Genomic DNA, 11,397 nt, shown 5'->3' with positions numbered 1-11,397 from the left:
GTACCCCACCGCGCCGCCGTCGCCCGAGGCGCCCCCGGCCACTCCGACACCCACCGAACCGCGGTCCGCGGAGCCGCGCCCCGCCGCGCCACCGTCCGCCGATGCGCGCCGGGCCAGGCCGACACCGGTCGAACCGCGCCCTGCCGAACCGTGGTCCGGGGAACCGTCGTCGGTCGAGCCGTACTCCGCCGATCCGTTCCCTGCCGCGCGGTCCGACCGCTCTTCGCACAGCGGCTCGTCGCCCGATGACGTCCTGGTCATCCCGCTCGCACCCCTCCCCCTGGCCCCGCCCCACGGCTCTCCCGCGAAGCCCCGTGCCGCTCCCCACTCCTGTTTCCGGATCATGCCACGGGCCACCGACAGCGCCGAGGCCGTTTCACTCGGCGGACGGGAGCCCCCATTCGGGGTAGGCGTCGATCAGTCGGGGCGGGGCCGCCTGGCGCCAGGAGTCGGCGAGGATGTCGCGGAGTTCGTCGTCGTCCTCCAGGGCGGAGAGCCGGGCCCGGACCCAGGCGAAGCCGGCTTCGTGGTCGGCGATCCAGAACTTCTCCGGCTCGGCCAGGACGAGTTCGTCGCGCTCCTCCTTCGGGCAGCGAACGGCGATGGAGGTCTCCGCCTCGGGCAGCGTGGCGAACATCTTTCCCGCGACCCGGAAGGTGGGCATGCTCCAGGCGATCTTCTCCGTCGTGTCCGGCAGGGAGAGGGCGATACGGCGTACGTCTTCGGCATCCGGCATGAGACGCACGGTAGCCAATGGCACTGACATCGACGCGCCGAAGCACGACGTCAGCGGCGGTCTCGACGTGGCGAGGCGGACTCCGGTCCCCGGCGGCCCGAATCGGCCGTGTCTCCCCGCCGCGACCCCACGCGTGTCCGTCCGCCCGTGGGGGCAAGGACCCGTCACGCGTCGTCTGCGGGTGCTCCCAGCCGCTTGTAGAAGATCGTCGTCGGACGCAGTTCACCCGAGGGCGTCGCCGCGTAGTCGGGGATCGCCCCGAGCCGGGTCCAGCCCGCCGAGAGGTAGAGGGACTCGGCGGGGCTGCCGGTCTCGGTGTCCAGGTGGAGGAGGGTGACTCCGGCTGCGGCCGCCTCCGTCTCCGCGGTCGCGAGGAGCGTCCGGCCGAGGCCCTGTCCACGGCCGTCCCGGTGCACCATCAGCTTGACGAGCTCGGCGCGGTGGCGGCTGTTGGGCTTGTCCGGGAACGCGAGGGCGACGGTGCCGAGCAGCCGGCCGGCGCCGCCGGCCACCCAGACCGCGAGGTGCCCCGCCGAGACCGCGGCCGCGCGCTCCCGCCACCAGGCGACGGCCGCCGCGCGGTCGAGCGGGGCGAGGAATCCGATCGACGCGCCGCCCTCCACGGTGTCGGTGAGCAGGTCCGCCAACTCGTCGACGGCTGAGTGGAGTTCGGCCGCGGCGAGGCGGGCGACGGCGGTCACGGCAGCACCACCGCCAGCACGTACCGCACGTCCGCGGGGCCGGGGCAGCGAAAGCGCGTCGGGCCCCACACCCGCAGCCGGAGGCAGTCGCCGGCACCGAGGCGGTGTCCGTCGTCCTGCGCGGTCACGTCGAGTGTTCCCTCGAGGACCCAGATGTGCTGCTCCAGGCCGGGCACGGGAGGCCTGTCGTACGCGATGTCCGCGCCCGCCGCGAGCCGTCCTTCGACCAGTTCACCGCGGAGTCCCGGATGCGGCGGCGACACCGATCGCCGGACGAAACCGGAGGCCTTGTCCGTCCAGATCGCCTGGTCGGCGGCGCGGACCAGCGGCGCGGGTTCCCCCTCCACCTCACTGAGCAGGTGCGACATGGTCCGCCCGTACACATGGCAGAGGCGGTTCAGGAGGGAGGCCGTGGGGCTGATCTCGGCGCGCTCGGCGCGGGAGAGGGTCGACCGGCTGATCCCACTGCGCTCGGCCAACTCCCCCAGGGTCCAGCCCCGTTCGGCCCTCAGCTCGGCCAGTCGGGCCCCGAGCCGGGCGTCGACAGCGGCATCCTCGTCATTTCCCATATCTGGGATGCTATCCCGGATACGGGAATCCCGAGTCGTCGGGCTCAGTCCGCGGTCGCCGCTCGGGTCAGCGCGTCCAGGACGGGCCGGATCAGCGGATGGCCCTCCGCGCCACGGCGCACGGCGGCGAAGACACGGCGGGTGGGCGCGACGCCGTCGACGGGGCGGACGACCACACCGGTGAGCTCCATGCCACGCAGCGCCGAGCGGGGCACCAGGGCGACGCCCGCGTCGGCGGAGGCGAGGGCGACGACGGCGCGGAAGTCGTCCGAGGAGTGTTCGAGGCGCGGCTGGAATCCGGCGTTCTCGCAGGCCAGGACCACCACATCGTGGCAGGGGTTGCCCGGGTACGGGCCGATCCATGGGTCCTTGGCCAGCTCGGCGAGCGGCACCTCCTCGGCGTCGGCCAGGCGGTGACTGACGGGGACGACCGCGTCGAAGGGCTCGGCGTAGAGCGGGACGTGCGTCAGCCGCGGGTCGTCCGCGTCCGGGGCACCCCGGTACTCGACAGCCACCGCGATGTCGACCTGCCGGTCGAGCACCATCGGCAGGCTGGCGTCACCCTCGGCGTCGTGGACCCGGAGGCGGATGCCCGGGGCCGTGACGGCGAGGCGGGCCAGCGCGGGGGCCACGACCAGGCCGATGCCGGTCGCGAAGGAGGCCACGGTGACCGTACCGGCGGAGCCCGAGCTGTACGCGGCCAACTCCGCCTCCGCGCGCTCCAGTTGGGCGAGGACGGCGTTGGTGTGGCCGAGCAGGATCTCGCCGGCGGGCGTCAGCCGTACACCCTTGGCACCGCGCTCGACGAGCCGGTGGCCCGTCTCCTGCTCCAGGGCGGTCAGCTGCTGCGAGACCGCCGAGGGCGTGAGATAGAGCGCGGCGGCTGCCGCCGTCACCGTACGGTGGTCGGCCACCGCACGAAGGATGTGGAGCCGCCGCGCTTCGATCATGCGACCGATTCTCTCAGGTCACACGCCCTTTCCGGCCATCAGACCGGTACGCCCGTCAGGCGTCGAGTTCCGCCCGCGCCGCCACGAAGGCGTCCACGGCCCGGTTCACGTCCTCCGTGGAGTGTCCCGCGGACAGCTGGACCCGGATGCGGGCCTGCCCCTGCGGAACGACCGGGTACGAGAAACCGATCACATAGACGCCGCGCTCCAGGAGCAGCTCCGCCATGCGGCCGGCGACGGACGCGTCACCGATCATGACGGGAGCGATCGCGTGGTCGCCGGGAAGGATGTCGAAGCCCTCCGCGGTCATCCGGGAGCGGAACAGCGCGGTGTTCTCGGCGAGCCGGACGCGCAGGTCGTCGGCGGACTCCAGCAGGTCGAGGACCTTGAGGGAGGCCGCGGCGATCACCGGGGCGAGCGTGTTCGAGAAGAGGTACGGGCGGGAGCGCTGACGCAGCAGGGCGACGATCTCGGCGCGGGCGGCGACATAGCCGCCGGAGGCGCCGCCGAGGGCCTTGCCGAGCGTGCCGGTGATGATGTCGACGCGGTCCATGACGCCGTGCAGCTCAGGGGTTCCGCGGCCGCCGGGGCCGACGAAGCCCACGGCGTGCGAGTCGTCGACCATGACCATCGCGTCGTAGCGGTCGGCGAGGTCGCAGATCTCCTTGAGCGGGGCGAGGTAGCCGTCCATGGAGAACACGCCGTCGGTGACGATCAGCCGGCGGCGCGCGTCGGAGGCCTCCTTGAGCTGGGCCTCCAGGTCGGCCATGTCGCGGTTGGCGTACCGGAAGCGGCGCGCCTTGGACAGCCGGATGCCGTCGATGATCGAGGCGTGGTTGAGGGCGTCGGAGATGACCGCGTCCTCGGCGCCGAGCAGGGTCTCGAAGACGCCGCCGTTGGCGTCGAAGCAGGAGGAGTAGAGGATCGTGTCCTCCTGGCCGAGGAACGCGGACAGCCGCGCCTCCAGCTCCTTGTGCACCTCCTGCGTACCGCAGATGAAGCGCACGGAGGCCATGCCGTAGCCCCAGCGGTCGAGCGCCGCGTGGGCGGCGGAGACGACCTCGGGGTGGTCGGCGAGACCGAGGTAGTTGTTCGCGCAGAAGTTGAGGACCTCTCCGGGGCGGCCGCCCGCGGTGACGCTCACGGTCGCGGACTGCGGGGTGCCGATGACCCGCTCGGGCTTGTGCAGCCCGGCGGCGCGGATCTCTTCGAGGGTGGTGCGGAGGTCGTCACGGACGGAGTCGAACATCATCAGTTCCTTAGATTCCTCAGAGGGTCCAGTCGAGAATGACCTTGCCGCCGCGACCGCTGGCCGCGTCGGCGAATGCTTCCTCGTAGTCACGGAATCCGTACCGGCCGGTGATCACGGGGGCGAGGTCGAGACCGCCCTCCAGGAGCACCGACATCGCGTACCACGTCTCGAACATCTCGCGGCCGTAGATGCCCTTGATCGTGATCATGGAGGTGACGATCCGGGACCAGTCGACCGGGAACTCCTGGGCCGGCAGGCCCAGCATCGCGATCCGTCCGCCGTGCGTCATGTTGGCGATCATGTCGCGCATCGCCTCGGGGCTGCCGGACATCTCCAGGCCGATGTCGAAGCCCTCGCGCAGGCCGAGCGTGCGCTGACCGTCGGCGATGGTCGAGGTCGCGACGTCGAGGGCGAGGCTGACGCCGATCTTGCGGGCCAGTTCCAGGCGCTCCTCGCTGACGTCGGTGATCACGACGTTGCGGGCGCCCGCGTGGCGCGCCACCGCCGCGGCCATCAGACCGATCGGTCCGGCGCCGGTGATCAGGACGTCCTCGCCGACCAGCGGGAAGGAGAGAGCGGTGTGCACGGCGTTGCCGAACGGGTCGAAGATCGCGGCGACGTCGAGGTCGACCGGGACGCGGTGCACCCAGACGTTCGCGGCGGGCAGCACGACGTACTCGGCGAACGCGCCGTCGCGGCCGACGCCGAGGCCGACGGTGGCACGGCAGAGGTGGCGGCGCCCGGCGAGACAGTTGCGGCACTTGCCGCAGACCAGGTGTCCCTCACCGCTGACCCGGTCGCCGATGTTGATGTCTGCGACGTCGCGGCCGGTCTCGACGACCTCGCCGACGAACTCGTGCCCGAGGACGAGCGGCGTCTTGATGGCCTGCTGCGCCCAGCCGTCCCAGTTGCGGATGTGCAGGTCGGTGCCGCAGATCCCGGTCCTGAGAACCTTGATCAGTACATCACCGGGGCCGGCCTGCGGCTCCGGAACGTCCGTGAGCCAGAGCCCGGGCTCCGCCTTCTCCTTGACCAGCGCCTTCACTCGACCGCTCCTGTGCGTGAGGTCCCGGGAACGGGCACGCCGAAGGGGCCCGCACCGGGGAGAGGGGTGAATTCACCCAGAAATCTGCCGTACGACGGTGCCCCTGGTCCATCGAGGATTTCTTAAGCGCTGCCCCAGCTTTCCTTCACACCCCAGTTCTCCCTAGCCCTGCCCGGGGTCGGAGGTCGGACCGCCGGAGTGGCCCAAGAGGGGGACTGCGGGCCGTCAGAGCCCCTGGACTCCCTCCCGCCGTTCGAGCTGCTCGACCAGTTCGGCCGCCATCGACTTGATGGTCTCCAGGCCCGCCTTTCCCCAGGGGCGCGGCTCGACGTCCACGACGCAGATCGTGCCGAGGGCGATGCCGGTGCGGTCGATCAGCGGGGCGCCGAGGTAGGAGCGGACGCCGAAATCGTCGACGACCGGATTTCCGGCGAAGCGCGGGTAGTCGCAGACGTCCTCCAGGACGAGCGCCTTGCGGCGCACCACCACATGAGGGCAGAAGCCGTGGTCCCGGGCCATGTAACGGCCCACATCGCGTTCGCTCCTGTCCGCGGTCGCGGCGAGGTCGGTGCCCTTGGCGCCGCCGTCAGGGGTGTGCAGGCCCGCGAAGAACTGCTGCTCCTCGTCGATGAAGTTGACCATCGAGTACGGCGCCGCGGCGACCTCCGCGAGACGGTCCGCGAAGGCGTCGAAGGCGGGCTCGGCGCGCTCGCCCAGCCCCAGTCGGCGCAGCCGTCGCACCCGGGCCGGAGCGTCCTTGTCCTCCGGCGTGAGCAGCAGACGACCGGCCGGCCGCGGCGGGTCGTAACTCATGTACGGGCTCCGTGACTCGGGGAGTGGGCCGGCGCGTGGGCGAGGAGGTGGCGGACCAGGGTGAGCAGCGTCTGCACACCCGAGCTGGAGATCCGGGCGTCGCAGCGCACGACGGGGATCTCGGGGTCGAGGTCGATGGCCGCGCGCACCTCGGCCGGGTCGTAGCGGTGCGAGCCGTCGAACTCGTTGACCGCGACGATGAACCCGAGGCCGCGCTGCTCGAAGAAGTCGACGGCGGCGAAGCAGTCCTCCAGACGCCGCGTGTCGGCGAGGATCACCGCGCCGAGCGCGCCCTCGGAGAGCTCGTCCCACATGAACCAGAACCGCTCCTGCCCGGGTGTGCCGAACAGATAGAGCACATGTTCCGGATCGAGGGTTATGCGTCCGAAATCCATCGCGACGGTCGTCTCGACCTTGTTCTCGATGCCGTCGAGCTTGTCGGTCGAGGCGCTGACCGTGGTGAGCAGCTCCTCCGTACTGAGCGGCGCGATCTCGCTCACCGCGCCGACGAGGGTTGTCTTGCCGACCCCGAATCCGCCCGCCACCAAGATCTTCAGTGCGGTGGGGAAGGGGTCAGAGCTGTCGTCGTAATCCATCGAGCACTGCCTCCAGAAGAGACCGGTCAGTGGGGTTGTGGTGGAACTCCGGGGGCTTCGTGGTGAGCGCCCCGCAGTCGACGAGGTCGGACAGCAGCACCTTGGTGACCGCCGCCGGAAGCTTCAGATGGGCGGCGATCTCCGCGACCGAGACCGGTGCCCGGCAGCGTTCGAGTGCCTGGCTGTGCTCGGGGCCGAGGTAGCCGAGGGGTGTGGCTCCGGTCGCCATGACCTGGGAGAGGAGGTCGAGCGCGGTCGTCGGCCGGGTCCGGCCGTTGCTGACGGTGTAGGGGCGCACCAGGCGTCCCGCCGCGTCATCGAGCCAGGGCCCGTCACCGGCCGCGGCCACGCTCAAGGCCTCATCGCCGGGGGTTCGACGGAGTGCTGCCGGGGCGCGGTGATCAGATAGGGGCGGACGCTCTTGACCAGCATCGCCATCTCGTAGCCGAGCACGGCCGCGTCGGCCTCGCGGCCCGCGAGCACGGCCAGACACGTACCGGAGCCCGCGGTGGAGACGAACAGGAGGGTCGAGTCGAGTTCGACCACGACCTGGCGTACGTCGCCGCCGTCCCCGAAGCGCACGCCCGCGCTGCGCCCGAGGGAGTAGAGGCCGGAGGCCAGCGCGGCCATGTGGTCGGCACTGTCCGGGTCGAGGCCGTGGACCGACTTCACGAGCCCGTCGCAGGACAGCAGCACCGCGCTCGTGGTGTGGGGTACGCGCTGGACGAGGCCGCTCATCAGCCAGTCGAGATCGGATACGTGGCCGGTCGGCGCATCGCTCGCCATGGGGGATCGACTCCTTGAGGTACGAAGGTCCGCGGGAGCGGTGGGGGTGGGTGTGGGGGTGGTCATCCGGCCGGTGCGCTCCCGTCGTGCCGGGTGGTGCGGTCGTGTCCGGACGCGGTGTCGGGCGCTCCGTGCGGCGCGGGCGCGTGCGTCGTGCGGGACTCGCCCAGGTACACCGTCGGTGTGCCGTTCTTCGGGGGTACGTCGATGGGGTCGCCGTCGCCGGGAGCGGCCTCCGCGGCGGACTCCCCGTGGCCCCGCGCCGCACCCTCCCTGCGCGGTGCTTCCAGGCGGGGCCGTTCCAGGCGCGACCGGTCCGGGAACGACGCCGGGGCCGCCGACGCCCGCCGGGCCGACGAGGACTCCTCCCGGCCCGCCGTGTCCGCGTGGGTGGCCTCGGCGAGCCCGATCCCGCGCTGGAACGCCGCCATGAGACCCGGGTCGTGGCCGACGACGTGCTCCGTGTCCTGGCGGGGAGCCGGTCCTTCGCGCAGCTGGGGAACGATGTGCTCCTGAGCCCGCCGCTTGGGCAGATGGGGCCTGCCCATGGTGCCGCGGACGGCGCCGGAGCGTGGTGTGGGCGGCATGGCCGCGTTCCCGGCGGCGGTGAGCCGGTCCTCGGGACGGATGCCGGGCACGGCCTCGGCCGGATTGAGCCGCTCCGCGCGGGCGCCGCGCACGGGGAGCGGCGTGGGACCGCCGCGTCCCGCGACCGGCTCGCCCGGCGCGACACGCGGAGGTGTCCGCTCCCCCCGCACCGGCTCCCGCTGCGACTGCCGTGGCACGGGGGCGACCATGCGGCCCGCGGGAGCGAGCGGGACCTGCGCCGGTGCGGGCTGCGTGGGCCCGGGTCCGAGGGACGGCCGGTGCCCGCCGCCCGTCTCCTCAGGCGGCCCCTGCGTCAGGACCCCGTCTCCCGGAGCACCCGGCCTTGCGCCCAACAGCTCCTGCGGGACGACGAGTACGGCCTGGACACCGCCGTAGATGTTGCTCTGGAGCCGGACGTGGATGCCGTGCCTGCGGGCGAGCTGCGAGACCACGAACAGACCGATGCGCCCGTCCTGGAGCAGGCCGGCGACGCTGACCTGGTCGGGGTCGGTGAGCAGGGCGTTCATCCTGTTCTGTTCGCCCGGCTGCATGCCGAGCCCGCGGTCCTCCACCTCGATGGCCAGTCCCGAGGTGACGAGATTGACGCGCAGCAGCACCTGGGTGTGCGGGGCGGAGAACACCGTGGCGTTCTCGACGAGTTCGGCGAGCAGGTGGATGACGTCGGCGACCGCGTGGCCGCGCAGGGTGCCTTCGATCGGGGGCACCAGCTTGACCCGCGAGTACTGCTCGACCTCGGCGATCGCGGAGCGCAGCACCTCGGTCATGGAGACGGGGTTGCTCCACTGACGGCGCGAGACGGCGCCACCGAGCACGGCCAGGTTCTCGGCGTGGCGTCTGATGCGGGTGGCGAGGTGGTCGACGTGGAAGAGCCCCTTGAGGAGGTCCGGGTCCTCGATCTCGTTCTCCAGCTCGTCGAGGATGGAGATCTCGCGGTGCACGAGCGACTGCAGGCGCCGGGCCAGATTGACGAAGACCTCGACCTTCTGTTCGCTGCCCGCGTGGCTGGAGAGCTGCGCGGCCTGTACGACGGCGGCGACGGCACCGTCGTGGGCACGGGACATGTCCGCGGCGAGCAGTTCGAACTCGTCGGCGTCCGCGGGAGGCCGACGGCGCGTCTTGCGCTCGGGCGGGTTCTCGCCGCGACGCAGCCCCTCGACGACGGCCCGCAGATCGGCCTCGGTGCGGGCGCTGGTGCGGCGCAGGGCTCCTATGCGTTCCCGTACGGAGGTGGCGGCGCGATCGGCGGCCACGGCGGCGATCAGGATGCCGGCCAGGGCCACGCTCACGGCTCCGGCCAGGACGACCCACAGGGTGAGGCCGGGCCGGGCGCCGGTGGAGCGGACGGTGAACAGTACGGCGGCGCACGCGCTGAGGGCCACCGCGGTCGGCGGCAGCACCGCGAGGCGCAGCAGCTGGGGCCGCAGGTGCGTCTCGGGCAGCGAAGAGGTGGCACGGGCGACCGGGCGACCGTGCCGTCCGCCCTCACGGCGGTCTGCGCGTGCGGCCGGTGCGCGAAGGTGAGACATCGGCGTCCTCGTACTGGATGCGTCGGGGGCACGGGGCTCCCGCGGGTCTGCGCGACTCGGGCGTGTGCCATCGCGGTGCCGGTCGAGAGAGCCGAAAAAATCGGCCCTGCGTCGCCCGACGGCAACTGACAGTAGTCGCCAACGCATCATGTGCGGTGGGCTGTTGACAAACTCCCCCAGCCCGCATCCCGCTCTGGTATGAGCTGTCGTACGGCTGACCGATAACGCCGTCGGACAAGCGTTCGCGCCGCACCTGGATCCGATCGGAGCTGGTCAGAAGCGGTCGCAAAACAAACGGCGAGGGCCGAGGGGCACGTCACCCCTCGACCCTCGCCGTAGATCGGATGATCAGCCCGCAGGCACCGTTTCCGGCTCTCCGGTGCCCTCCACCGGGGTGCCCCCGACGTCACCCGGCGTGTCGGCGACCGTCTCCTCGACGACCGGCCAGCCGCCCTTCGGCGCACGGGCCACGCCACGCCACCACGGCTCGGAGGGGACGGTCTCGGCCGTGGGCTCGAAGGGCTCGCCGGGGCGCGGCAGCGCGACACGCGCTCCGGCCGCGCGGGCGGCGGCCACCGTGCCCTCTCCCGGGTCGGACCAGGCATGGGTGGAGAGGTTGAACGTCGCCCAGTGGATCGGCAGCATCACTCCGGAGGGCTGCCCGCCCTGGAGGTCGAGGTGGGAGCGCATCCCCTCTTCGGGCGTCATGTGGATGTCGGGCCAGAACTCGCTGTACGCGCCGATCTGGATCATCGTGGCGTCGAACGGGCCGTGGGCCGCGCCGATGTCCTTGAAGCCCTCGAAATAGCCGGTGTCACCGCTGTGGTAGATCCGGTGAGCATCGCCCTCGGCGACCCAGGACGCCCAGAGGGTGTGCTGGGTGTTGCGCAGTCCGCGACCGCAGAAATGGCGCGCCGGTGTCGCCGTCAGGGTGATCCCGCCGACCTTCGTCGACTCCTGCCAGTCAAGTTCGCGCACGCGGTCCGCCGAGATGCCCCAGTGCTCCAGGTGGGCTCCGACGCCGAGCGGCACCGCGAACACCGTGTCCGTGTCGGCCAGCGCCTTGATCGTGGGCATGTCGAGGTGGTCGTAGTGGTCGTGCGAGATCACCACGACGTCGACCGGGCCGAGCGCGGCCAGCGGCAGGGGCACCGGGTGCAGCCGCTTGGGACCGGCGAAGGCGAACGGCGAACAGCGCTCGCCCCAGACCGGGTCGAACAGCACACGGTGGCCGTCGATCTCGGCGAGGACGCTGGAGTGCCCCATCCAGGTGAGCCGCAACCCGGTCGCGGCGGGTTTGGCCAGGTCGGCGAGGGTCGTCGCATGCACCGGCACCGTGCCGGTCGGGGCGCGGTGGGCGCGCTCCTCACTGCGGAAGTACACCTTCGCGAACTCCACCATCGAGCCGTCGGGGCGGGTCCGGGCGTGCTCCGGGTTCTGGAAGACACCGTCCGCGAAGTTCGGTGAGTTGCGGATGCGCTCCATGCGCGCACCCCCCGGATCCGCGCCGAAGGCGGCGGGCCGCAGCGAGCGGAGCCCGGAGCTCAAGGTACGGAAACCGGTCACGGAAACCTCCAGAAGGAGTCGGTCAGGCTTTCATTATGGTCGTCGCCTCTGACAGCGCCGGGTCCGCCCCGGTCACAGCGGGATCGCCGTGGCCCCGGGGCTTGATGTGCTCAACCCCGGCGCGCACGCGGTTCTTCCTGATTAGCGAAACGTTCTCGTACACCACCGCGACACGGGCGCCCCTCCGGCGTCCGCCACCGATGGTCGATCCCGTGCGTTGACATGACCCGACCCTCGTTCCGATACTG

12 protein-coding genes and 1 pseudogene are annotated in these 11,397 nt (G+C 71.8%); all 13 read right to left on the bottom strand.

All coding sequences use genetic code 11. From position 1 onward, the window contains the following. Window positions 1-261: pseudogene (locus ACWD68_RS18790) on the bottom strand (hypothetical protein); the annotation flags it as partial. 115 nt (window positions 262-376) lie between these two features. Then, a complete protein-coding gene (locus tag ACWD68_RS18785) occupies window positions 377-736 on the bottom strand; it encodes an MmcQ/YjbR family DNA-binding protein (RefSeq protein ID WP_451807534.1) in 360 nt (119 codons plus the stop codon). Between the two features lie 164 nt (window positions 737-900). After that, entirely contained in the window at window positions 901-1,437 is a 537-nt protein-coding gene (locus ACWD68_RS18780) for an N-acetyltransferase family protein (RefSeq protein WP_451807533.1), read from the bottom strand. Next, window positions 1,434-2,006 (bottom strand): helix-turn-helix domain-containing protein, encoded by a 573-nt coding sequence (locus ACWD68_RS18775; protein ID WP_451807532.1) that lies wholly within the window; start codon window positions 2,004-2,006, stop codon window positions 1,434-1,436. Before ACWD68_RS18775 ends, ACWD68_RS18780 begins: the two co-directional genes overlap by 4 nt. A gap of 44 nt (window positions 2,007-2,050) precedes the next feature. Further along, on the bottom strand, window positions 2,051-2,956 hold the full coding sequence (locus tag ACWD68_RS18770; RefSeq protein ID WP_451807531.1) for a LysR family transcriptional regulator: 906 nt from the start codon (window positions 2,954-2,956) through the stop codon (window positions 2,051-2,053). 55 nt (window positions 2,957-3,011) lie between these two features. Then, a complete protein-coding gene (locus tag ACWD68_RS18765) occupies window positions 3,012-4,205 on the bottom strand; it encodes a glycine C-acetyltransferase (protein WP_451807584.1) in 1,194 nt (397 codons plus the stop codon). Window positions 4,206-4,224: 19 nt separating this feature from the next. Next, the gene (gene tdh, locus ACWD68_RS18760) at window positions 4,225-5,253 is read right to left on the bottom strand and encodes an L-threonine 3-dehydrogenase (protein ID WP_451807530.1); all 1,029 of its coding nucleotides are present in this window, start codon (window positions 5,251-5,253) and stop codon (window positions 4,225-4,227) included. Window positions 5,254-5,478: 225 nt separating this feature from the next. Next, window positions 5,479-6,066, bottom strand: coding sequence for a GAF domain-containing protein (locus ACWD68_RS18755; protein ID WP_451807529.1), 588 nt, complete (start codon window positions 6,064-6,066; stop codon window positions 5,479-5,481). After that, window positions 6,063-6,662 carry a GTP-binding protein gene (locus ACWD68_RS18750; protein WP_451807528.1) on the bottom strand — a complete coding sequence of 200 codons (600 nt, stop codon included), beginning with the start codon at window positions 6,660-6,662 and terminating at the stop codon, window positions 6,063-6,065. The genes ACWD68_RS18755 and ACWD68_RS18750 overlap by 4 nt, the downstream gene beginning before the upstream one ends. After that, a complete protein-coding gene (locus tag ACWD68_RS18745) occupies window positions 6,640-7,011 on the bottom strand; it encodes a DUF742 domain-containing protein (protein ID WP_451807527.1) in 372 nt (123 codons plus the stop codon). The genes ACWD68_RS18750 and ACWD68_RS18745 overlap by 23 nt, the downstream gene beginning before the upstream one ends. Before the next feature lie 2 nt (window positions 7,012-7,013). Then, complete coding sequence (locus ACWD68_RS18740) at window positions 7,014-7,448, bottom strand: roadblock/LC7 domain-containing protein (RefSeq protein WP_451807526.1); 435 nt, start codon at window positions 7,446-7,448, stop codon at window positions 7,014-7,016. A 62-nt stretch (window positions 7,449-7,510) separates the two neighbouring features. Next, window positions 7,511-9,583, bottom strand: coding sequence for an ATP-binding protein (locus ACWD68_RS18735; protein WP_451807525.1), 2,073 nt, complete (start codon window positions 9,581-9,583; stop codon window positions 7,511-7,513). 348 nt (window positions 9,584-9,931) lie between these two features. After that, complete coding sequence (locus ACWD68_RS18730) at window positions 9,932-11,149, bottom strand: MBL fold metallo-hydrolase (RefSeq protein WP_451807524.1); 1,218 nt, start codon at window positions 11,147-11,149, stop codon at window positions 9,932-9,934. Between the last annotated feature and the right edge of the window lie 248 nt (window positions 11,150-11,397).

It is taken from the genome of Streptomyces sp. NPDC005141 (assembly GCF_053599975.1).
This window is presented reverse-complemented; position numbering and strand designations above follow the sequence as displayed.

Coding starts and splice junctions, on each gene's coding strand:
- ACWD68_RS18785 (WP_451807534.1), bottom strand. CDS start 736: ATGCCGGATGCCGAAGACGTACGCCGTATCGCCCTCTCCCTGCCGGAC.
- ACWD68_RS18775 (WP_451807532.1), bottom strand. CDS start 2,006: ATGGGAAATGACGAGGATGCCGCTGTCGACGCCCGGCTCGGGGCCCGA.
- ACWD68_RS18770 (WP_451807531.1), bottom strand. CDS start 2,956: ATGATCGAAGCGCGGCGGCTCCACATCCTTCGTGCGGTGGCCGACCAC.
- ACWD68_RS18765 (WP_451807584.1), bottom strand. CDS start 4,205: ATGTTCGACTCCGTCCGTGACGACCTCCGCACCACCCTCGAAGAGATC.
- ACWD68_RS18755 (WP_451807529.1), bottom strand. CDS start 6,066: ATGAGTTACGACCCGCCGCGGCCGGCCGGTCGTCTGCTGCTCACGCCG.
- ACWD68_RS18750 (WP_451807528.1), bottom strand. CDS start 6,662: ATGGATTACGACGACAGCTCTGACCCCTTCCCCACCGCACTGAAGATC.
- ACWD68_RS18740 (WP_451807526.1), bottom strand. CDS start 7,448: ATGGCGAGCGATGCGCCGACCGGCCACGTATCCGATCTCGACTGGCTG.
- ACWD68_RS18735 (WP_451807525.1), bottom strand. CDS start 9,583: ATGTCTCACCTTCGCGCACCGGCCGCACGCGCAGACCGCCGTGAGGGC.